This is a genomic window from Pyrococcus woesei (genome assembly GCF_050496105.1).
In the GTDB taxonomy this organism is placed as follows: domain Archaea; phylum Methanobacteriota_B; class Thermococci; order Thermococcales; family Thermococcaceae; genus Pyrococcus; species Pyrococcus furiosus.
In genome coordinates, this window is the sequence record NZ_CP179867.1 from 772,217 (window position 1) to 793,435 (window position 21,219).

The following is a 21,219-nucleotide window of genomic DNA, read 5'->3' on the forward strand; positions in this document are numbered from 1 at the left end:
TGTGTGGTTTTTTGTTTTTTTGTTTACCCTTTTAGTGGTAATTTTTTGTCGTTTGTATGCATTTTGTGTGAGGGGTTTGTGGGGGCTTTAATCGGTTAATAAAAAGTTTTGCTTGGGGTTTGAATGGTTAGACTCTCCTATTTTGTGTTTGTTTTTGTTTTTAATTAGATTTGAGAATTTAAATTTGGTGAGAGTGTTTTCGATTGTTGGGATTTTGTCTTCTAGGGTTTTGGGGTTTATTCTGACGTGTTAACCTTTTTTCATTCCTTTTCTATTTTTGTGTTGGGTTTATAAATGGAGTGCAGTGTTACGGGTTTTCAGAGAAAGTCTTAAATAGGAGGTCAGAAATTACTCCACTAGAGAATCTAAAGAAAAAAAGCCAAAGTTTCAGTAGAACGTAATCGTGTGGAAAGCATACAGCAACTCCCTAAACATCGTCGGACTTCTTGTTCTCAAATACCTTAACTTCTGTTTCAGTAGAACGTAATCGTGTGAAAAGGGCATTAGAACTTGAACTGGTGAAGTTGCTTTAGAAGGTTTAAGTAGAACGTAGTCGTATTGGGATTAGAAATACGTAGAAGAGCAAGCTAGAACTTAGTCCACTCCACTTTGTAATAGACCACATCTCCATCTTCATCGACAACGGCTAGAACCATTGTTTTTCTCACACCATGAGCTACCCTTGCTCTAGCTGTAATATCGTTTGGAGAAAGCTTTTGGCTTTCTCTCACAACCCAAACGAGCCAATCAGAGTGCTCTGCCCCTTTTCTGTAAACCCTATAATGAGAACCAAATTTTAGGGCGGATTTTACTATGTAGCCTCGATCTCGAAGATCCTTATAAACCAAATACTTTACATCAAAATCCTCATCTTTCTTTTTTCCCAGGGAGACTACGTCATAAAAGGAGAGTTCTCTTTCTCCATCTAAAACCTTTATCCACCCCTTTTCCAATAAATATGCGGCCTCTATTAGGGAGAGGAACAATCTTTTTCCCTTTAGTTCCCCGTATCCCCTATTTATGTGAAGCTGGTTTATCGCCTTCTCCCTCTCACTATACACTCTGTCCCCACTAAGGTAGAACTCTATAACTGTTTTCATGAAAGAATCACCCTTTCAAAGTCTTCTGGCCTTAGAATCATATAGTAAGCATCCTCTCCATCCGAGTAATAACTTATTATTCTCTTAACAATCTTAAACCCAAGCTTTTTGTAGAGATTTATGGCTCTGTAGTTGCTTACCCTGACCTCCAACCCGATCCACCTTGCTCCCTTCTCGAACAACTTTTTTATAACAGCAATCATTAGGGCTTTCCCTATTCCATTTCCCCTATAATCTGGGTGAACTGCGATGCTCATGATGTGCCCTTCCATGTCTGGCCTTAGGTAACCCATTACATACCCCACAATTTTTCCATTATACTCGGCAACCAAAAAAGTATCGGGGTTAGCTTCTAAAAACGTTAAAAATAGACCGCGGGGGTAAGCCTCTTTAAACGACATCTGCTCTATTCTCATAATGTATGGAATGTCAAATAGCTTTGCTGGTCTAATTGTTACCATAGCTAAAGGAACTTTCTTCTTTGGTGCTTCTATCTCTTCAGTTTCCATCTCTTCCATGAACTTTATTTTACGTTTGTGTTTTTAAATCTGAGGTAAAAGCTTAAACCTGGAAAGATAGAACTTAACCTAGGCGAGTGTGCTTGGAAGTACTATTATTGCTTTCACTCATGCTTGCGGTAGCTAAAATAATGGGTTACATCTTTGAAAGGTTAGGCCAGCCTGCAGTTTTAGGTCAAATATTTGGAGGTCTTTTACTTGGCTTATTTATTGAAACAAACCCAGTAATCTCGGAATTTGCTAACCTGGGTGTTCTTCTCCTTCTTTTTATTGCTGGATTGGAGAGTGAACTTGAAGAATTCAAAAAAGTAGGAAAGAGGAGTGTTATTGTAGCAGTTTTTGGAGTTGTTGTGGCATTTCTCTTTGGCTTTCTCGTTGCCCTCCCATTTACATCTTTTGAGAGGGCAATAATCTACGGGGCATTGATGACTCCCACAAGCGTGAGCATAACGGTAAAGGTTCTCATGGAGATGAGAAAGCTCAACACCATAGAGGGAACAACAATCTTAGCGGCTGCTGTTGTGGATGATATCCTGGGAATAATAGTTCTTACATTTGCAATATCAATAGCTAGAAGAGTCTCAATCGAGTACCTTAAGGTGATGGAAGTTCTAGTGTCCGTATCTGCCCTCATTTTCTTCTTCCTTTACTTTGGCCCCAGGCTTGCCGAAACCTTCTTTAGGCGATTGAGGATTATTGATCTTCCAGAGGTTGAGACTGCTTTTGCAATTGTTTTTCTGGTTTTATTTTCCTATCTTGCGGAGCACTTAAACTTGGCTTCAATCTTGGGAGCTTATCTAGTGGGTTTGGCCATAGGCCAGACGTCCCAGAAAAAGGTGATACTAGATCATGTCAACATTTTGGGTTATTCTCTCTTCATACCTGTTTTCTTCGTGGAAGTTGGGATGAAGATGAAGGCTCATCATCTCCTCCACGTTAGCAGTTTTGCCATTCTCTACACTTTAATGGCCATAGTTAGCAAGATAGTGGGGTGTGGCATTGGAGCTAAACTAAGTGGATTCAACTGGAGATCCTCTCTTAAAATTGGAGTTGGGATGATACCCAGGATGGGTGTTGAGCTGGCAATGTTGAGCATTGCAATTTCTGCTGGAGTTATGGATCTGGCTAGCTTGACGGTGATAGTTGTGATGGTTTTTGTAACCACTTTAATAACTCCTCCACTCTTGAAAGTTGTCTATATGAAGACATGAAAAAATATATATTCCAAATGGGAAAATAGTAAAGTTGAATGATGAATCTGGAGCCCACTGATTTAATGATGACCTGTTCGCGGGGCTGATGCTGTGATAAGGAAGAGAATTTGTAAGAAATACCTCGAGGAGATTGAAAGGCTTGAAAGGTCAATAGTGGAGTTGGAAGAACAGATATTTGAGCTGAAGGCCCAGCTTAGAATAAAAAGCGAGGAGGTAACTAGTTTAGCCATAGAAAATAGAAACCTTAGGTACAAGCTTGAGAAGTTGGAGAAAAGGTACAATCAGTTAATAGACCTCTTGAGGAAAATGAAGATACCCTTCATAATAATAAATGAAGATGAATTCGAGGAAGATTGAGAAAACATTTAAACTTTCTGGCCTTTTGATTTCTAGGGATGAGAAATGGAATTTGTCATGAAGACAAGAATGTTTGAAGAAGAAGGATGGATTAGGAAAACTTGTAAGGTCTGTGGAAAGCCATTTTGGACATTAGATCCAGATAGAGAGACTTGTGGCGATCCTCCATGTGATGAATATCAATTCATCGGGAAGCCAGGAATTCCAAAGAAGTACACTTTGGACGAGATGCGTGAGAAGTTTCTTAGCTTCTTTGAGAAGCATGAGGTATACCCCCACGGAAGGGTAAAGCGCTATCCAGTGCTACCCAGGTGGAGGGATGATGTGCTTTTGGTAGGAGCATCGATAATGGATTTCCAGCCCTGGGTGATAAGTGGTGAAGCTGATCCCCCAGCAAATCCACTCACAATAAGTCAGCCTTCAATAAGGTTTACCGATATAGATAACGTGGGAATAACGGGAAGACACTTCACGATATTCGAGATGATGGCTCATCATGCCTTTAACTACCCAGGAAAGCACATTTACTGGATTGATGAAACCGTAGAGTTGGCCTTTGAGTTCTTCACAAAGGAGCTTAAGATGAAACCAGAGGACATAACATTCAAGGAGAATCCTTGGGCAGGAGGAGGTAATGCCGGGCCTGCATTTGAAGTTCTCTACAAGGGGCTTGAAGTTGCAACCTTAGTTTTCATGCAGTATAAGAAGGCTCCAGCAAATGCTGATCCTTCTCAAGTGGTGATAATTAAGGGCGAAAAATACGTTCCAATGGAGACAAAGGTCGTTGACACTGGCTATGGATTGGAAAGACTCGTGTGGATGAGTCAAGGCACACCTACAGCCTACGATGCCGTTCTCGGCTATGTAATTGAACCCTTAAAGAGAATGGCTGGAGTTGAGAAAATAGACGAAAGAATTCTCATGGAAAACTCACGCTTGGCTGGAATGTTTGACATAGAGGACATGGGTGATTTGAGATATCTCAGAGAGCAAGTGGCAAAGAGGGTTGGAATTAGCGTTGAGGAGCTTGAAAGACTAATTAGGCCTTATGAGCTCATTTATGCAATAGCGGATCACACAAAGGCATTAACCTTCATGCTTGCAGATGGTGTAGTTCCCTCCAATGTAAAAGCTGGATATCTTGCGAGGTTGCTCATTAGGAAGAGTATAAGACACCTTCGCGAGCTTGGTCTTGAAGTTCCCCTTGCAGAAATTGTTGCAATGCACATAAAAGAGCTTTCTCCAACCTTCCCAGAGTTCAAGGAAATGGAGGACATAATTCTTGAAATGATAGAGTTAGAGGAGAAGAAGTATGCTGAAACCCTTAGGAGAGGTAGCGATTTAGTTAAGAGGGAAATTGCAAAGTTAAAAAAGAAGGGGGCCAACGAGATACCTTTGGAGAAACTAATAACCTTCTATGAAAGCCATGGCCTAACGCCAGAGATCGTTAAGGAAATTGCCGAGAAGGAAGGAGTTAAAGTCCACATTCCAGATAACTTCTACAGCTTAGTTGCCAAAGAGGCAGAAAAGCAAGTTGAAGAGAAGGAAGAGGAAGTTGTGGACTTTGAGCTTGTTAAGGACTTGCCCGACACAAGGACACTCTACTATGAAGATCCCTTCATGAAGGAGTTTGATGCAAAGGTTCTCAAGGTAATAGAGGACTGGGTGGTTTTAGATCAAACCGCATTCTATCCCGAAGGCGGTGGACAGCCATATGATACTGGTATTTTAGTTGTTGATGGAGAGGAAGTCAAGGTAACTAACGTTCAAAAGGTTGGAAAAGTCATCCTTCACAAAGTTGAGAGGCCAGAACTGTTTAAGGAAGGTACTATAGTTCATGGAAGGATTGACTGGGAGAGAAGAATTCAGCACATGAGACACCACACTGGAACCCACGTTCTTATGGGAGCTTTGGTTAGGGTTCTAGGAAAGCACGTGTGGCAAGCAGGTAGCCAGTTGAGCACGGACTGGGCTAGGCTTGACATAACCCACTACAAGCGTATAAGTGATGAAGAGATTAAAGAGATAGAAAGACTAGCCAATAGGGTTGTAATGGAGAACAGAAGAGTTAGATGGGAATGGTTGCCAAGAACTGAAGCGGAGCAAAAATACGGATTCCGTCTTTATCAAGGTGGAGTTGTCCCAGGAAGAATAATTAGAATTCTCAACATTGAAGACTGGGATGTTCAAGCTTGTGGTGGGACTCACCTTCCATCAACTGGACTTATAGGCCCAATAAAGATACTGAGAACTGAGAGAATCCAGGATGGAGTTGAGAGGATAATCTTCGCATGTGGAGAGGCTGCTGTAAGAGAGTGGCAGAAAGAAAGAGAAATAATAAAGAGAACAAGCCAAATATTGAGAGTTCCTCCAGAAAAGTTGCCTGAAACTGCAGAAAGATTCTTCAATGAATGGAAAGAGGCTAGAAAAGAAGTAGAAAAGCTAAGAAAGGAGCTGGCAAAGCTTTTAGTTTACGAGCTCGAAAGTAAAGTGGAGAAAGTAGGGGAAATTGAGTTCATTGGGGAAATTGTTGAAGGTTCTATGGATGATCTGCGTGAGGCAGCAAATAAGCTGAGGAAAGAGAACAGGGTTGTTGTCCTTGTGAATAAGGAGGGTCACTTTGTTGTGGCCGTTGGAGATAAACTCCCATATACTGCAGGGGAGTTTGCAAAGCTAATAACTTCAGTAGCTGGTGGAGGAGGCGGAGGAAGAAAAGAACTAGCTCAAGGTAAGATAAGAGACATAGAAAAAGCAAAAGAGGCAATAGAAAAAGTTAAGGGCTCTCTATAGCTTTCTACTCTCCTTCTTTTGGAATCAGAAATATTTCATATTCTGATCTCCAGAATGGGAGCTTGTTCATCTTTATTTTTATATAATACTCGGTGCTTTTCTCTCTGTATATTTTCTCCACTACTTCCTGGGGCAGTTGGAACTGAACTATAATTTCAGCATCCTCTGATAACTTTGTTTCAAATTTTGAAGTACCCTTGTAATCCTTTCCATTTACCTTTATGAGATAATTTGTGCCCTCTGGAAATTCTATTTCGAAGTTGAAATCTGAGACAATTTTTTCCACTTTTAGCGTAAATAACCCCCAACCGTCTTTTTCAACTATTGTAACTGTCCTGTTTTCCTTATAGAATATCTCACTTGATTCTTTTTCATTAATGGTTGCAGGAGGCATTTTTGCCGTTCTCATGGCAAGCACTAGAAGGACTATAAAAATTATTGCTACAGCTGTTATTTTCTTGTCCATGCTAACACCCTGTAATGAGATTTGGATTTTCCTATATAAAAAGCCTTAGTTATTTTTGAGCCATTAAATATATAAGGAAGTATCACTCTTAGTGATTAATGGGTGGACGGAAGTGGGAGATAAAATTAACTTCATATTTGGAATTCACAACCATCAGCCCCTGGGCAACTTTGGATGGGTGTTTGAGGAGGCTTATGAAAAGTGTTACTGGCCGTTTCTGGAGACTCTGGAGGAATATCCAAACATGAAGGTTGCCATTCATACAAGTGGCCCCCTCATTGAGTGGCTCCAAGATAATAGACCCGAATACATAGACTTGCTTAGAAGTCTAGTGAAAAGAGGACAGGTGGAGATAGTCGTTGCTGGGTTCTACGAGCCTGTGCTAGCATCAATCCCAAAGGAAGATAGAATAGAGCAGATAAGGTTAATGAAAGAGTGGGCTAAGAGTATTGGATTTGATGCTAGGGGAGTTTGGCTAACTGAAAGAGTATGGCAACCAGAGCTCGTAAAGACCCTTAAGGAGAGCGGAATAGATTATGTAATAGTTGACGATTACCACTTCATGAGTGCGGGATTAAGTAAAGAGGAGCTGTACTGGCCATATTATACGGAAGATGGTGGGGAAGTTATAGCTGTTTTCCCGATAGATGAGAAGTTGAGATATTTGATTCCCTTTAGACCCGTTGATAAGGTCTTAGAATACCTGCATTCTCTCATAGATGGTGATGAGAGCAAAGTTGCAGTATTTCATGACGATGGTGAGAAGTTTGGAATCTGGCCTGGAACTTATGAGTGGGTGTATGAAAAGGGATGGTTAAGAGAATTCTTTGATAGAATTTCAAGTGATGAAAAGATAAACTTAATGCTTTACACTGAATACTTAGAAAAATATAAGCCTAGAGGTCTTGTTTATCTTCCAATAGCTTCATATTTTGAGATGAGCGAATGGTCATTGCCAGCAAAGCAGGCAAGGCTCTTTGTGGAGTTCGTCAATGAGCTTAAAGTTAAAGGTATATTTGAAAAGTACAGGGTATTTGTTAGGGGAGGAATTTGGAAGAATTTCTTCTATAAATACCCAGAGAGCAACTACATGCACAAGAGAATGCTAATGGTAAGTAAGTTAGTGAGAAACAATCCTGAGGCCAGGAAGTATCTGCTGAGAGCACAATGTAACGATGCTTATTGGCACGGCCTCTTCGGTGGAGTATATTTACCCCATCTTAGGAGGGCCATCTGGAACAATTTAATCAAGGCCAACAGCTATGTAAGCCTTGGAAAGGTCATAAGGGATATCGACTACGATGGCTTTGAGGAAGTTCTCATAGAGAATGACAACTTTTATGCAGTGTTTAAACCCTCTTACGGTGGTTCCTTGGTGGAGTTTTCATCAAAGAATAGACTCGTGAATTATGTAGATGTTCTGGCAAGAAGGTGGGAACACTATCATGGCTATGTGGAAAGTCAATTTGATGGAGTAGCCAGCATTCATGAGCTCGAGAAAAAGATACCAGATGAAATAAGAAAAGAAGTTGCTTACGACAAGTACAGAAGGTTCATGCTTCAAGATCACGTAGTCCCCCTGGGAACAACTCTGGAAGACTTCATGTTCTCAAGACAACAGGAGATCGGAGAGTTTCCTAGGGTTCCATACTCATATGAACTACTAGATGGAGGAATAAGGCTGAAGAGGGAACACTTGGGAATAGAAGTTGAAAAAACAGTGAAGTTAGTGAATGATGGATTTGAGGTGGAGTATATAGTGAACAACAAGACAGGAAATCCTGTATTGTTCGCAGTGGAACTTAACGTTGCAGTTCAGAGCATAATGGAGAGCCCAGGAGTTCTAAGGGGGAAAGAAATTGTCGTTGATGACAAGTATGCAGTTGGGAAGTTTGCACTGAAGTTTGAAGACGAAATGGAAGTCTGGAAGTATCCAGTAAAGACTCTCAGTCAAAGTGAAAGTGGCTGGGATCTAATCCAGCAGGGTGTCAGCTACATAGTTCCAATAAGGTTGGAGGATAAAATAAGGTTTAAGCTAAAATTTGAGGAAGCCTCGGGATAGGGAGGCCCTCATCACCAATCAGGGCCCGAAAGACTCCCTCATCGGCCCTTCTATTTTATTTTAAACGTCAATGGTTTACCAAGTTTCCAAAACTTACAAAATGAACAAATCTCTCCACTTGCGGGCATTCCACATATCTTGCACTCTTTGAGGTCTTTCCCCTTCACTTCTGGCTCGAAAAGTTTTTTCTTTCTTAGGAATCCTCTCACGAAGTTGAACTTTGTTCCAGGCCTTTTTTCCTCCAATTCATTGAGAACTTCCTTCATGTCAAGAGTTGTCGCACCTCTTGCATAAGGACACTCCTCTACTATGTACTCCAATCCAACGGCAATGGCATAGGCAACAACTTCCCTCTCAGTTAATTCGTAGAGAGGTTTGATCTTCTTTACGAACTTTCCTTCCCCTGGGAGCAGAGGACCTCCCTTAGCCAGGTACTCTGTATTCCAGTGGAGTAAGTTGTTCATGAGAAAGCTTGCTTCGTCATCCAAATTGTGACCCGTTGCCACTGCATCAAAACCATTGTCATATGCAAACTTGTTCATAATGTATCTCTTGGTTAGCCCACAGTAGGAGCAGGTTGGCCTGGAAGTTCTCACTTCTCCTATCCCATAGCCGAGCAACTCCTTAACTCTTATTATGTTTAGGGGTGCTCCAATGAACTCGCACTGTTTTTTGGCGTAAATTTCACTTTTTTCTGAATATTCTCCTATTCCCAGGTTAAGGTGTAAACATTCTATTTTATATCCTAGCTTTTTCAACACATAAGCTGTTACGGCGGAATCTTTTCCTCCACTAACTGCAACGAGTATTCTCTCGTCTTTACTTGCTAGCTTATACTTTTCAATAGTTCTTGCTACTTTTCTCTCAAAGTATTCTTTAAAATGCTCCTCGCACAGATACATTTTGGGATAGTGGAGCTTGATAAAGGCAGGCCTATCACAAAATTTACATTTAGCAGGCACTTTCTTCACCCAGCTCACGTTAGGTGAGAGATTTTATTAATCCTAAGGTAACCTTTAAATTTTCAGGACTTATTCTTTACTGTATAGCAAGGGGATGATAACATGGATGTATTTTTAGAATTAGCTCTGATATTAATAATGGCTAAAATCTTCGGCTATATTTCGGTGAGATTTGGATTTCCAGCTGCCTTAGGACAGCTCATAGGGGGGATTATAATAGGTCCCTCTCTCCTCAACATAGTTCCTTACAGTGAAGAGGTTAGGTTGCTTGCTGAGCTTGGGGTTGTAATCCTTCTCTTTTTGGCTGGACTTGAGACTGATGTCGAGGAATTCAAGAAGGTAGGTTTTCCGGCCTTTATAGTTGCCATTCTGGGAGTCTTTGTACCTTTTGTTCTGGGATATGCTTCTGCACTTGCCTTTGGATATCCAAACATGCAGGCTCTTTTTCTTGGAGGAGTGCTTACAGCTACAAGCGTTGGCCTTACAACGAGCATATTAATGGAGATGAAGAAGCTAAGAACGAAGGTTGGGACAACTATCTTAGCAGCTGCTGTGATAGATGATGTGCTTGGCATAATTGTTCTCACTATTTTAGTTGCAATAAGTACGAGGGGTAGCGTCAATTTGTTTGATTTAGGAATAATCTTTCTTGAAGTAGTAGTGTTCTTTACCCTTGGCCTACTCTTAGGTAATCCAGCTGTTAAAGAAATGCTCAAGTTATCAGAAAGGATAACACTTCCTGAAACTGTAACGGCTTTTGCAATTTCTATAATGCTACTCTTCGCATACATAGCTGAAAAGTTTCAATTGGCCGGGATTACAGGCTCTTATTTGGCAGGAATACTTGTTGCAATGACTGAGGAGGCAAGAGAAATAACAAACAAAATAATGACAATTGGATATTCTCTTTTTATTCCCATCTTCCTTGTGAGCATTGGAATAGAGAGTGATCTTCATGTTTTGCTCCATGCTAGTCTTTTTGCAATTGTATACGCTGTTGTTGGGATAGTGGGTAAGATTGTCGGATGTTCACTCGGAGCTCTTCTCGTAAAGTTCAAGCCGAAGGAAGCACTTCAAGTTGGGGTTGGTATGATACCAAGGATGGAAGTTGCCTTAATTATGGCAAATATTGGATTAAGGGAGGGGGTATTTACGAGAGATGTATTTTCAATTCCTGTCGTCATGGTTGTTGTTACGACTTTAGTTACTCCATTCCTTCTAAAGCTGGCGTTTTCGAAGTAGCTACTCTTCTGGTTCTAATGATTCTATCTTTTCCTTCCAGTTTCCAGGCTTTTTAAAGTCTTTTAAGTTGTATAGGCCTTCCTTTACTAGTATTCCCCTTGCTGCCATTATTCCCGTAGCTGCAGCATTTACGATATCCCTACTTAGCCCTGCTCCATCTCCAGCCGCAAATACGTTCTCTATACTAGTCTCTAGAAGTTCGTTGACTTCAACTTTCATAGCATAGTACTTTATCTCTGGTGCATAGAGGAGTGTATGATCACTTGCAACTCCTGGGATTACCTTATCGAGCTTTTCTAGCCCTTCAATAATGTTTGTAACAACTCTGTGGGGTAGGGCCATTGCGATATCTCCAGGAGTTACGTGTTTTAGTGTTGGCTCAACGTTGCTCTTCCTTATTCTTGACCAAGTGCTTCTTCTCCCTCTTCTCAAATCTCCAAGCCTTTGAAGTATTGGCCTTCCTCCTCCTATTGTCGTTGCAAGCTGTGCTATGCTCCTTCCATATGCCGTTGTATCCTCTACAGGCTCCGTTAGCTCTATTCTAGTTAGAAAAGCAAAGTTTGTGTTGTTACTCTTTTTGTTCCTCATTGAATGCCCGTTAACTCCCACGTAACCGTCATACCTCTCTTCAACAACGAAGCCATATGGATTTGTACAGAACGTTCTCACGAAGTCATCGTAGGTATCGGTGTATATGTGAAACTTGGGATCGTGATTAATGCTTGTTATTGGCTCCATTATTATTGCTGGAACTTCAACTCTGACACCAACATCTATTGGACCGTGCCTAGCTTTTAACCCTATTTTTTGAGCGATTTCGTGGAACCATTCAGCCCCCCCTCTTCCTGGGGCGACTATAATGTACTTCCCCTCTATTGTAAATACATCTTTTCCTCTTCTTACCTTGACCCATCCCTTATTGAATTCTAAAGCCTTAGTCCAGAGAAGGAACTTTACTCCCTTGCTCTCTAGGTATTGCTTTATGCTCTTAATAACCCTAGGAGTGTTGTCACTACCAATATGCCTTTGAATTATCGGGATAAATTTAACACCTGCTTGTGCAGCTTTTCTCTCCCAGTACCTTATCTGATCAGGATCACCTTTGTAGAGGTTTCTTGGGGCTCCATGCTTTAATAGTATTTGATCAACCTCCCAAACAAGTTGCCAAGAATAGTTTTCGTCGTTAGTCAACTCTGTGAGATCGCCTCCAATGTCAGGCCTTAGATTTACCGTTCCATCGCTTAATCCTCCAGCCCCACCTACACCGCTCATTATATGACAGGGCTTACATCCAATACAGTAGCCCAGCTGATCCATCGGACAAACTCTCTGATCTACGTCTCCACCCTCGTCGATTATTAGAACTTTCATGTTGCTTCTTTCAACAAGCTCGTAAGCTGCAAAAAGTCCTGCTGGACCAGCTCCAATAATTATTACATCAAACTTTTCCATTATGTCCCTTACCAAGGTAGCGTTGCTAGTTGCTTATAAGTATTACTATCCAATTTTCTTCTCTAAATATATGACTACAAGGAGAAGTGTCACTAGTGTTCCGAGGATGAAATATGCTTTTGATGTTACTTTACTCACATCTGCTACTCTTTCCATCTCTTCAAAATTAATGGTAACGTTTCCTTCTCCAATAATTGCTATAGCTATGAAATCCTCATAGCTTCTTATTCCAATATCTCCCGTAATAGTCTTGCCTCTTCCTTTGAATACTCCCTTAAAGTTTGTTGAAAAGGGATCAAAGTTTTCTTTTTCACTGTTTAAGGTAAAGTAATATATTCTGAGTTCAACATCTCTATCTGAGGAAAGGGAAAACCTTAGCTTTTTTCCCCTAAGAGATGTTGCATTTAATATAACCGTTCTAAGGCCTTCTCCAAAATCTTTCCTCTTAATGTCGAGAGTAATGGTTTTTGGCTCGTTAAGGTAATCGGATACAAGGAGAATGCCTTCAAAGTAGTTATCTCCCTCAACCATTATCATAAATTCATTCTCATTAAAAATTAGGTAATCGCTTTTTCCTTTTTCCTGAATTGACGAAGCTATAATGTTTCCCGAGAGATTTAGGAGATGGAGTCTTAGATCTTTCCCTTGGCGTATGTGTCTTCCATAAATAATTGCAATTTTCTCACCCTCCCAGGGTTCAAAAAGGAAGGGTGGTGTTATTTCTTTTCCAACAACTCTATATGGCAAGCATTCCAATTCCCCCAACTTCTAACTCTAGTGGAATTTTGATTTCGTTAACTGTTACATTAAAGCCGATTGGTTCATCAATCCTAAAGCCCTGGGGTAAGTGTGGAAGCCTTAAAACAAGAACAACTTGGGCATTTTGGACAACTTCAAGTTCCTTTACCTGGGTCTCTCCATAATAGAAGTGGGCCTTTATAGATTCTGGTAGTCCTTCAACTCCAAACCTAACTTTTCCATTCCCTGTAAGAGTTATCACATAACTCACGCTTCCTCCAAGCACTCCCTTTCCATATGAGTTAATGGCTTTTGCACTTATCTCGCCTCCCTTGAGTGAAATGGGAAAAGTAACAGAGTAAGAGTCTGATGTCACTCCAATAGTTAAGATCTGAGCTTCTTCTGGCACTTTAAATTCTACATAGGCTTCTTCTCCTGGCTTTATTGTTACATTAACAAAATATGGTTCTCCTACAATTATGGAGCTTTGGTACACGGATACTCTTCCTGAAAAAGTTGTTTTTCCATCATTTCTTAGCCATATCTTTAGCTTATCTACTTCTTTTTCAACTTTTACAAGAGTTATTCTCGGCATTTCGAAGTAGAATGTTTCTTGTTTTATTGCTCCTCCATACTCTACTAGAATCGCACCCTGGGAAGGAGTAACTTCAAACGCTACCTCTTTTTCCTTTCTTGAGTCAAGGGAAATCTCTCTCTTTTCTATTGTCAGGCCATTAACTAGAAGTTTAATAGTTACGTTGACAGGATCCCCATGATTCTTCAAAAGAACGTGGAGCTTTTCATCTCTCCAGATGCGCTCAATTGTCACTAGATCTTTAAGAGAAGTTATTGCTATTGATTTAGATATCTTTGCTTCCTTCAACACAAACGTTAGCTGAGTGTATGATGGGGAGATCTTCACAACTAAGCTTTCTTCAGATTTAAGAGCAATGGGGGAGCTATAAATCTCCATTCCTTGGGCGAGGACAACAAGAGTGTCATTGATTTCATAATATCCTGTATTCTTTATTCTCACCTTCACGTAAGCATCAAAAGCTTCCATAACCTCAACCTCGAAGTCTCTCTTTTTGAGAATTCTAGTGCTAGAATAATTGCCACTTAAGTGTATCTTCAATATGGCTTTACTTGAATCGAAACTTCCCACAGTGTAGTTTACGCCATTAAAAACAACGCTTTCGCCAAAATGAAGCCCTTTAAACATGCTTTTGTTTTTCCCTTCAAGGAATAGGAAAACTAAGCTCGGATCATTTTGAGCTACATCAAAGCTGACAACTGTATTATCGACAATTAAAACTTCGTCGATTCCCAACTCTATGGACATTGCGAGAACGTTTCCCACTGAAAATAGAAGAATTAAAAATGGCAATATTTTCTTCATCTTTCATCCCTCGAACTCCTTTTTGTATAATCCCAGGAGGGTGAATATGAGACTTAGCAAAATAACGCTGATGAAAAACAGAGCACTCATGCTTGGGTCTCCTTTGTATGCATCTAATCCTGTATGGAGGGTAAATTTCCTCTTTAATAAAACTCCTATCTGGTAACTCAAGTTGAAGCGCTCTGGATTGTCGAAGAAGGGCAACTGGGGTAATATAAACTGGGCCGTAAAAACTATTCCAAAGCTTGCGAGGGATGCATAGAGAGGCCTTGAAAGGACTACTGAGAGAAGCATTGAAACTGCTCCAAGGCTTCCCAGGATTAGGGTGGTAACGCCTAAAGCAAAGAGGAAGTCATCAAAAGTTACTTTAAACCCTTCAAAGCCTGATTTGTAGAGGAGAACCATGTAGATTTGCATAACGAGATAAGGAATGCCAAAAATAATAAGAATTGCAGTAATTCCTGAAAAGAACTTGCCGAAAACTATCTCACTCTTTCTTATTGGCTTTGCAAGGAGTAGCCTTATTGTGCCTTTGTCAATCTCGCTCGCAAGCAAATCGCTCATAAGAATAATAACAACAAGCTGGCCAATAACACTTGCCCAGAAGTTTATTAAAAATTGAGAGAGATTTATCTGGAAAGATATTTCAAGGGCCTTTGCACTATATTCGGTGATTTCCTCATGGGTAAAGAAGTAAACTATAACGGGCAGGAACATTAAGGCAAGCATAACCTTGAGCCTTCTTGACTTCAAAAGCCTATAAACCTCAGTTTGATATAAAACGCTAATCACTTCCCTCACCTATATTGAACTTCTCCATGAGAATCCTCTCAAGTGGACTCGTATGGGGTTTAAATAACTTTAATCGTATTCCCTGGGAAGTTAGGTATCTTGGAAATTGTAGGAAAAACTCATCGAGAAACCTTGGATCAACCTTAACCCTAATTATATGCTCTTCCTCCCAAACCTCTCTAACGTATGGCTTTTCCTTTAGATACTCAATTGCCATCTTGTTGTCTGACGTAGAAATGTCGTACTCGTCTTCTTCAATTCTTGTAAGTTCGCTAATTTTCCCTTGAGCTATCAATCTCCCCTGATTTATCAACCCTACATAATTACACATCTTCTCGACTTCACTTACTATGTGGGAGCTAACAAAAATAGTTTTTCCTTCCTTTGCTAGGGAGATTATCTTTCCTATGAACTCTATTCTTCCCAGGGGGTCAAGGTTTGCTGTAGGTTCATCAAGAATCAAGAGTTCTGGATTTCCCATTAAAGCTGATGCAAAGGCTACCCTCTGCTTTTGACCTGAAGAAAGCTCCTTTATCTTGTTTAATGCTAGCCTTCCAACTCCAACATACTTCATAAGCATTTTCGCCTGTTCTCTAGCCTCTTCCTTTTTTAAGCCTGAGAGCCTGCCCATATAAATCAGAAAGTCAAAAATAGTCATGTCTTCATAAGCTATTGGAACTTCGGGCATGTAACCAACTTTCTTCATTATATCAACTCTCTTTTGGGGCATGTCAAGTCCAAAGATTTTAATCTCCCCGTAAGTAGGCCTCAAAGCCCCAGTGAGCATTTTAATCGTCGTTGTTTTTCCAGCACCATTTGGTCCTAAAAAGCCGTAGACAACGCCTTTAGGAACTTTAAGATTAAGATGATACACTATGTTCCTCTTTCCGAAAAACTTCGTTAGATCCTTAGTTTCTATGACATATTCCATTTCAATCCCAGCATTAATAGGAAGAATTCAATAAAAACTATTCTGTTAACTTTTGGAGTGCTAGGCTTAGCCTTTTCATAACCTTGGGTGGGGCTGGGCCATCTAAGCTCACTAACTTGACGTTTTCTCCATCTCTTATTCTTTCCAGGACTTCTATGGCCCATTCTACAGCTTCCCTATAATTCTGCACGTTGGGAGCTTCCTCTACCTTGTACCATTCATCCCCCTTCTTATCGTAAATTGCCAAAGTTGGAGGTATTGGCTCGCAAGGACAGTCTATGTAGACTAGCTCAACAATGAACTCTCCCAGATCCAAGAAACCTTCCTTCCTAAGAATTTCTCGCCACGTCATACCTAGATTTATGAAGGATTTTTCATTTAAAAATTTTTAAATTAAAGGAGGGCGAGGAGTGATATTCCAAACACAATTCCCAGGATAATTGCCACTATAAACTCAATTATTACGGCAAGAACTAATGCAAGAAAGGCTCTTAGCCAGCCTGTATTGAAAACTGCTTTGATAACCCAAAGGTATGTTATGAATCCAAATATTGGGGCCAATATTCCAAAGACTGGGATTGCTCCAGTTATTGCTGTCACTATAACCGCTAGAATCCCTCCTCCAAGGATTGCCACTATTGACTTGCCTAGCGTTGCTTCCTTTATTCCCACGAGCTTAGCTCCTAGATGGAGGAATAATCCTGCTATAAACAAAGCTATTAGTAGAACTATTGCCCCAATAATCCCCAGACCTGCCAGCAATATACCAGGGCCTGGCATGTTTAAGCCACCAAGAAAAATACCTCTCTAGGTTATTTAACCTTATTGCAAATATTTTTAATTTTAGAGAAACAAAAGATTTAGGGGGGTTAAAATGAGGATTGTGGCAATAACTGATATTCACGGTAGAAGATCGATGGTGGAAAAGCTAGTTGACGTGGTGAGGAGAGAAGATGTTGATGTAATTTTGATAGCGGGAGATATAACTCACTTTAGTGGCGCTGAAGAAGCTGAGAGGGTATTATCTCCTTTGTTAACCCTCGAGATTCCACTCCTAGCTGTTATGGGGAACTGCGATGGTAGGGACGTTTTGGACTTCTTAGAGGAAAGGGGAGTTAGTGTGCATGACAAGAGGGTAGAGATAAAGGGAGTAGGAGTTGTTGGATTTGGCGGCTCAAATATAACCCCCTTCTCAACCATATGGGAATTCAGCGACGATGTTATTTACTCCTCTCTCATTAGAAACTATAGGCAGGGAGACATAGTTCTAACTCATGCTCCTCCTTATGGCACAAAGCTCGACAAGACGCATTCTGGAATTCATGCTGGAAGTATGGGGTTGAGAAAGTTCATAGAAGAGAAGCAGCCAAAGTTATGCATCTGTGGGCACATTCATGAGGGTAGAGGAGTGGAGAAGATAGGAAATACAATAGTTGTAAACCCAGGGCCTCTTGCTAGGGGATACTATGCAGTAATTGAAGGTGACAGTGTGGAGCTTTTAAACCTCAAAGGTTAAATCCCCTTCACGGAATTTTATTATGGGAGGAGCTATGGGGATAGTCAGGGCTCATCTAAGAATATACGGAAGGGTTCAAGGGGTTGGATTTAGGTGGAGCATGCAGAGGGAAGCTAAAAAATTAGGAGTCAACGGTTGGGTGAGAAATCTTCCTGATGGAAGCGTTGAGGCTGTTTTGGAAGGAGAAGAAGAGAGGGTCGAGGCTTTAATTGGGTGGGCTCACCAAGGGCCTCCTTTAGCTAGAGTTACTCGAGTTGAGGTTACCTGGGAAGAGCCCAAAGGGGAAAAAGGATTTAGAATCATCGGGTAGAGATGAATATCTTCCTGGGACAATACTTTATCTCACACTTGGGACAAATCATCCTCTCCTTTTCTTTCTCTGGCGTGTGGATTACAATTCTCTCCAAGCTCCCCTCTTCTCGGAGAGACGATATAACCTCGAATGGAACTATTCCCTCAACAACTAAAAATGCCTTGCTTTTCTCCTCATAGGGATTTGAGCCAAAGATCTCTATAACCCTAACCCTTCTCTCCGCTAAGCTTTCCAGAACTTTAGCTAGGGTTTTCTCGTACTTTCCCTTTTGAATAGTCAGCTCTAAAACTTCCCATCCCATTAGAGGAGCTATTGATATTAAGCTCGTTCTTGGGGAGAGGTTCTCAAATAACAGCTTTAGTGCAGGCTTGGACTCTATATACTCTATAGTGTGATACACTATCTTCCTGTTAACCCCTGCCACCTGTGCAATCCCGCTTATTGGAACTTCTACTCCTTTAACGTAAATTTTGCCATCTTTTACTGACATTCCAGCCTCCCATAATATTTGAGCCACCTTTTTACGGGCTGGATATGGCCTGAAATATTCCTCTATTATATGAATCATTTTTGCCACCTCTTACTCAATATTGGGTATAAATGCATATTTAAATCTTTGCCAAAGGTTTTTATATCCACTGAATACTTCAAGAAAAAGGGTGAAGGGGGAATAGGGAATGGGAAAATTCGTGGAGAAGCTTGAGAATGCAATTAGAGGGTATACATTCGACGACGTTCTCTTGATTCCTCAACCGACTGAAGTTGAGCCAAAAGATGTTGACGTTTCTACCCAAATTACACCCAATGTAAAGCTAAACATCCCAATTCTCAGTGCAGCTATGGACACCGTTACAGAATGGGAAATGGCAGTTGCAATGGCTAGAGAAGGAGGATTGGGAGTAATTCATAGGAATATGAGCATAGAGGAGCAGGTAGAACAAGTAAAAAGGGTGAAGAGAGCGGAGAGGTTTATAGTCGAGGACGTTATAACCATAGCTCCAGATGAAACCATTGACTATGCACTCTTCTTAATGGAGAAGCATGGAATAGATGGTTTGCCAGTTGTTGAAGAGGATAGAGTCGTTGGAATCATAACGAAAAAGGACATAGCGGCAAGAGAAGGAAGAACCGTCAAGGAACTAATGACAAGGGAAGTGATAACGGTTCCAGAGAGCGTTGATGTTGAAGAGGCCCTGAAGATAATGATGGAGAACAGAATAGATAGATTGCCAGTAGTGAATGAGGATGGGAAATTAGTTGGTCTAATAACAATGAGCGACCTCGTGGCTAGAAAGAAGTATAAGAATGCCGTAAGAAACGAGAAAGGGGAGCTACTTGTCGCGGCCGCGGTTAGTCCTTTTGATTTAAGAAGGGCAATTGAACTTGACAGGGCTGGAGTTGACGTTATAGTCGTTGATACTGCACATGCCCACAATTTAAAGGCAATAAAAGCGATGAAGGAAATGAGGCAAAAGGTTAGTGCCGATTTCATAGTTGGAAACATAGCAAATCCGAAGGCTGTGGATGACTTAACGTTTGCAGATGCAGTTAAAGTTGGCATAGGTCCTGGAAGCATATGCACGACGAGAATAGTTGCGGGAGTTGGAGTTCCTCAAATAACCGCAATAGCAATGGTTGCAGATAGAGCCCAAGAGTATGGACTTTACGTCATAGCCGATGGAGGGATAAAGTATTCTGGTGACATAGTGAAGGCAATCGCCGCTGGGGCAGATGCAGTAATGCTTGGCAACCTCCTAGCTGGAACCAAGGAAGCCCCAGGAAAAGAGGTGATAATAAACGGAAGGAAGTACAAGCAGTACAGGGGAATGGGTTCCCTGGGAGCTATGATGAAGGGAGGGGCCGAGAGGTACTACCAGGGAGGCTACATGAAGACGAGGAAGTTCGTTCCCGAGGGGGTTGAGGGAGTAGTCCCCTATAGGGGGACCGTCAGTGAAGTTCTCTACCAGCTTGTTGGTGGGTTAAAGGCAGGAATGGGCTACGTTGGTGCCAGGAACATCAAGGAGCTAAAGGAGAAAGGCGAATTCGTGATAATAACTTCGGCTGGTTTAAGGGAGAGTCATCCTCATGACATTATAATCACGAACGAAGCTCCGAACTATCCCTTGGAGAGGTGATTCTTTGGTTTCTTTCTCCTTTTGAGGCTTATCCTTCTTCACTCCACTAAGAACTTTTAGTGAAAGTACAATCATTTTAAAAATTTAAATACGCTTAAATTTTGCTTTCATTTACCAAAAGCTATTTAAATAATTAAAACTATCGTGAGTTTATGAGAAGGATCTCGGAGTTGAGTCTAGATGAGGTTGAGAACATAAAGAAGAGAATCTCGGAGCTTAGAGACGAAGGACTTAGCTACTCAAAGATAGCAGGGATAATTGGGCAGGAGTTTCATGTTAGTATTTCCAAGGCAACGGTGATTAGATGGTGCAAAGGGACGAGCGATCCTGCAAATAGGATAAAAAGGGTAAACCTTGAGCCATCTCCTCAACTGGCGTATATAATAGGGGTCTACTTTGGGGACGGTAGCATAGATGCAGATGAGAAGTACAGGTATAGGGTCAGGCTCAAGGTCGTTGATAAGGAGTTCGCTGAAGCTTTTGCAAATGCACTTAAGGATATAGGGGCAAATCCTAGAATTTATTTTGAAGGCTCTACAGGTAGATGGTGCGTTGAGGCCACAAGCAAAGAGCTCTACATGTTCTTGAGTAAGCCAAAAGAAGAACTCCTGAGGATTGCTAAAATGTTTCCCAGGGAGTTTATAAGGGGGTTCTTTGATAGTGAAGGCTATGTTTTTGTAGATCCAAAAGATCCTAGAATGGCATACATTAGTGTCTGGAATTATGATAGAGAGCTATTGGAGATATGTAGACGTCTCCTACTGAACAATTTTAACATACACTCGACAATTTTCCTTAAACGCGAGAAGAACTCCGAGGTTATTATCAGAGGAAAAGTATACAAATATAACGGAGATCTCTATGAGCTTAGGATATATAGACGAGAGAGCGTTAAGGCATTTGGTGAGGAAATTGGACTAACTATTGATAGAAAGTGGCGAGCTCTTAAATCATTTTTACTTTCATATTGAGTAAAAATATTACAACCAAAAGTAGAATGGTAGCGGGGCGAGGATTTGAACCTCGGACCTCCGGGTTATGAGCCCGGCGGGCACTCCTAGCTGCCCCACCCCGCTGCACGACCCATTACTAACTTTTATTGGTAGGCTTATAAAGTTTGCGCTCTCTGGTCCTTAATTAATTTAATTTTATCCTCCTTTATCCTCCTTGATTTAAATTATAAGATATAATCACTCCGAGTGATGAGTAAGATACATCATTACAGTCCCAAA

Annotated in this window: 21 protein-coding genes and 1 tRNA gene; 9 read left to right on the forward strand and 13 right to left on the reverse strand. The window is 41.0% G+C overall.

Annotated features, from left to right (window positions below; genetic code table 11):
- Positions 1–587 precede the first annotated feature (587 nt).
- Positions 588–1,100 carry a tRNA-intron lyase gene (endA, locus tag ACMFNG_RS04315; protein WP_011011381.1) on the reverse strand — a complete coding sequence of 171 codons (513 nt, stop codon included), beginning with the start codon at positions 1,098–1,100 and terminating at the stop codon, positions 588–590.
- A complete protein-coding gene (rimI, locus tag ACMFNG_RS04320; RefSeq protein ID WP_011011382.1) occupies positions 1,097–1,609 on the reverse strand; it encodes a ribosomal protein S18-alanine N-acetyltransferase in 513 nt (170 codons plus the stop codon). Before rimI ends, endA begins: the two co-directional genes overlap by 4 nt.
- 92 nt (positions 1,610–1,701) lie before the next feature.
- On the opposite strand from rimI, the gene ACMFNG_RS04325 reads away from it, so the two are divergent.
- The 3 genes from ACMFNG_RS04325 to alaS all read left to right on the forward strand — a co-directional run bounded on the left by ACMFNG_RS04325 (position 1,702) and on the right by alaS (position 5,979).
- A complete protein-coding gene (locus ACMFNG_RS04325) occupies positions 1,702–2,829 on the forward strand; it encodes a cation:proton antiporter (protein WP_014835097.1) in 1,128 nt (375 codons plus the stop codon).
- Positions 2,830–2,922: 93 nt separating this feature from the next.
- Positions 2,923–3,189, forward strand: coding sequence for a hypothetical protein (locus tag ACMFNG_RS04330; RefSeq protein ID WP_011011384.1), 267 nt, complete (start codon positions 2,923–2,925; stop codon positions 3,187–3,189).
- A 45-nt stretch (positions 3,190–3,234) separates the two neighbouring features.
- Positions 3,235–5,979, forward strand: coding sequence for an alanine--tRNA ligase (gene alaS, locus ACMFNG_RS04335; protein WP_014835098.1), 2,745 nt, complete (start codon positions 3,235–3,237; stop codon positions 5,977–5,979).
- 4 nt (positions 5,980–5,983) lie between these two features.
- On the opposite strand, the gene ACMFNG_RS04340 is transcribed toward alaS, so the two are convergent.
- Entirely contained in the window at positions 5,984–6,445 is a 462-nt protein-coding gene (locus tag ACMFNG_RS04340; protein WP_011011386.1) for a hypothetical protein, read from the reverse strand.
- A gap of 112 nt (positions 6,446–6,557) precedes the next feature.
- Between ACMFNG_RS04340 and amyA the strand changes: the two genes are divergently transcribed.
- Complete coding sequence (gene amyA / locus ACMFNG_RS04345) at positions 6,558–8,507, forward strand: alpha-amylase AmyA (protein WP_014835099.1); 1,950 nt, start codon at positions 6,558–6,560, stop codon at positions 8,505–8,507.
- A 50-nt stretch (positions 8,508–8,557) separates the two neighbouring features.
- Here the strand turns inward: amyA and ttuA are convergent, their stop codons facing one another.
- Positions 8,558–9,469 (reverse strand): tRNA-5-methyluridine(54) 2-sulfurtransferase, encoded by a 912-nt coding sequence (ttuA, locus tag ACMFNG_RS04350; protein ID WP_014835100.1) that lies wholly within the window; start codon positions 9,467–9,469, stop codon positions 8,558–8,560.
- A 102-nt stretch (positions 9,470–9,571) separates the two neighbouring features.
- Between ttuA and ACMFNG_RS04355 the strand changes: the two genes are divergently transcribed.
- A complete protein-coding gene (locus ACMFNG_RS04355; protein ID WP_430515219.1) occupies positions 9,572–10,711 on the forward strand; it encodes a cation:proton antiporter in 1,140 nt (379 codons plus the stop codon).
- Here the strand turns inward: ACMFNG_RS04355 and ACMFNG_RS04360 are convergent, their stop codons facing one another.
- From ACMFNG_RS04360 to ACMFNG_RS04390, 7 genes are read right to left on the reverse strand one after another with little or no spacing between them, the layout of a single operon-like run.
- On the reverse strand, positions 10,712–12,163 hold the full coding sequence (locus ACMFNG_RS04360; protein WP_011011390.1) for an NAD(P)/FAD-dependent oxidoreductase: 1,452 nt from the start codon (positions 12,161–12,163) through the stop codon (positions 10,712–10,714).
- 45 nt (positions 12,164–12,208) lie between these two features.
- Positions 12,209–12,919 carry a hypothetical protein gene (locus ACMFNG_RS04365; RefSeq protein ID WP_430515220.1) on the reverse strand — a complete coding sequence of 237 codons (711 nt, stop codon included), beginning with the start codon at positions 12,917–12,919 and terminating at the stop codon, positions 12,209–12,211.
- Positions 12,900–14,300: a hypothetical protein gene (locus ACMFNG_RS04370; RefSeq protein ID WP_430515221.1), complete on the reverse strand. Its 1,401-nt coding sequence runs from the start codon at positions 14,298–14,300 to the stop codon at positions 12,900–12,902. The genes ACMFNG_RS04365 and ACMFNG_RS04370 overlap by 20 nt, the downstream gene beginning before the upstream one ends.
- A 3-nt stretch (positions 14,301–14,303) precedes the next feature.
- Entirely contained in the window at positions 14,304–15,092 is a 789-nt protein-coding gene (locus ACMFNG_RS04375; protein WP_011011392.1) for an ABC transporter permease, read from the reverse strand.
- Positions 15,085–16,023, reverse strand: a complete 939-nt coding sequence (locus tag ACMFNG_RS04380; protein ID WP_430515222.1) for an ABC transporter ATP-binding protein — start codon at positions 16,021–16,023, stop codon at positions 15,085–15,087. Before ACMFNG_RS04380 ends, ACMFNG_RS04375 begins: the two co-directional genes overlap by 8 nt.
- Before the next feature lie 37 nt (positions 16,024–16,060).
- Positions 16,061–16,375: a hypothetical protein gene (locus ACMFNG_RS04385; RefSeq protein ID WP_011011394.1), complete on the reverse strand. Its 315-nt coding sequence runs from the start codon at positions 16,373–16,375 to the stop codon at positions 16,061–16,063.
- A gap of 41 nt (positions 16,376–16,416) precedes the next feature.
- The gene (locus ACMFNG_RS04390; protein ID WP_011011395.1) at positions 16,417–16,803 is read right to left on the reverse strand and encodes a hypothetical protein; all 387 of its coding nucleotides are present in this window, start codon (positions 16,801–16,803) and stop codon (positions 16,417–16,419) included.
- 94 nt (positions 16,804–16,897) lie between these two features.
- Between ACMFNG_RS04390 and ACMFNG_RS04395 the strand changes: the two genes are divergently transcribed.
- On the forward strand, positions 16,898–17,539 hold the full coding sequence (locus ACMFNG_RS04395) for a metallophosphoesterase (RefSeq protein ID WP_011011396.1): 642 nt from the start codon (positions 16,898–16,900) through the stop codon (positions 17,537–17,539).
- 34 nt (positions 17,540–17,573) lie between these two features.
- Positions 17,574–17,849, forward strand: a complete 276-nt coding sequence (locus tag ACMFNG_RS04400; protein ID WP_011011397.1) for an acylphosphatase — start codon at positions 17,574–17,576, stop codon at positions 17,847–17,849.
- Here ACMFNG_RS04400 and ACMFNG_RS04405 read toward each other — a convergent pair.
- Positions 17,839–18,420 carry a hypothetical protein gene (locus tag ACMFNG_RS04405; protein WP_014835101.1) on the reverse strand — a complete coding sequence of 194 codons (582 nt, stop codon included), beginning with the start codon at positions 18,418–18,420 and terminating at the stop codon, positions 17,839–17,841. The two genes, ACMFNG_RS04400 and ACMFNG_RS04405, sit on opposite strands and share 11 nt — an antisense overlap.
- Before the next feature lie 109 nt (positions 18,421–18,529).
- On the opposite strand from ACMFNG_RS04405, the gene guaB reads away from it, so the two are divergent.
- Positions 18,530–19,987, forward strand: a complete 1,458-nt coding sequence (guaB, locus tag ACMFNG_RS04410) for an IMP dehydrogenase (RefSeq protein ID WP_011011399.1) — start codon at positions 18,530–18,532, stop codon at positions 19,985–19,987.
- Between the two features lie 152 nt (positions 19,988–20,139).
- Positions 20,140–20,958 (forward strand): LAGLIDADG family homing endonuclease, encoded by an 819-nt coding sequence (locus ACMFNG_RS04415; protein WP_011011400.1) that lies wholly within the window; start codon positions 20,140–20,142, stop codon positions 20,956–20,958.
- A gap of 27 nt (positions 20,959–20,985) precedes the next feature.
- Here the strand turns inward: ACMFNG_RS04415 and ACMFNG_RS04420 are convergent.
- Positions 20,986–21,063: transfer RNA gene (locus tag ACMFNG_RS04420), tRNA-Met, on the reverse strand.
- Between the last annotated feature and the right edge of the window lie 156 nt (positions 21,064–21,219).

Coding starts and splice junctions, on each gene's coding strand:
- endA (WP_011011381.1), bottom strand. CDS start 1,100: ATGAAAACAGTTATAGAGTTCTACCTTAGTGGGGACAGAGTGTATAGT.
- rimI (WP_011011382.1), bottom strand. CDS start 1,609: ATGGAAACTGAAGAGATAGAAGCACCAAAGAAGAAAGTTCCTTTAGCT.
- alaS (WP_014835098.1), top strand. CDS start 3,235: ATGGAATTTGTCATGAAGACAAGAATGTTTGAAGAAGAAGGATGGATT.
- ACMFNG_RS04340 (WP_011011386.1), bottom strand. CDS start 6,445: ATGGACAAGAAAATAACAGCTGTAGCAATAATTTTTATAGTCCTTCTA.
- ACMFNG_RS04355 (WP_430515219.1), top strand. CDS start 9,572: ATGGATGTATTTTTAGAATTAGCTCTGATATTAATAATGGCTAAAATC.
- ACMFNG_RS04360 (WP_011011390.1), bottom strand. CDS start 12,163: ATGGAAAAGTTTGATGTAATAATTATTGGAGCTGGTCCAGCAGGACTT.
- ACMFNG_RS04370 (WP_430515221.1), bottom strand. CDS start 14,300: ATGAAGAAAATATTGCCATTTTTAATTCTTCTATTTTCAGTGGGAAAC.
- ACMFNG_RS04380 (WP_430515222.1), bottom strand. CDS start 16,023: ATGGAATATGTCATAGAAACTAAGGATCTAACGAAGTTTTTCGGAAAG.
- ACMFNG_RS04385 (WP_011011394.1), bottom strand. CDS start 16,375: ATGACGTGGCGAGAAATTCTTAGGAAGGAAGGTTTCTTGGATCTGGGA.
- ACMFNG_RS04390 (WP_011011395.1), bottom strand. CDS start 16,803: ATGCCAGGCCCTGGTATATTGCTGGCAGGTCTGGGGATTATTGGGGCA.
- ACMFNG_RS04395 (WP_011011396.1), top strand. CDS start 16,898: ATGAGGATTGTGGCAATAACTGATATTCACGGTAGAAGATCGATGGTG.
- ACMFNG_RS04400 (WP_011011397.1), top strand. CDS start 17,574: ATGGGGATAGTCAGGGCTCATCTAAGAATATACGGAAGGGTTCAAGGG.
- ACMFNG_RS04405 (WP_014835101.1), bottom strand. CDS start 18,420: ATGATTCATATAATAGAGGAATATTTCAGGCCATATCCAGCCCGTAAA.
- guaB (WP_011011399.1), top strand. CDS start 18,530: ATGGGAAAATTCGTGGAGAAGCTTGAGAATGCAATTAGAGGGTATACA.
- ACMFNG_RS04415 (WP_011011400.1), top strand. CDS start 20,140: ATGAGAAGGATCTCGGAGTTGAGTCTAGATGAGGTTGAGAACATAAAG.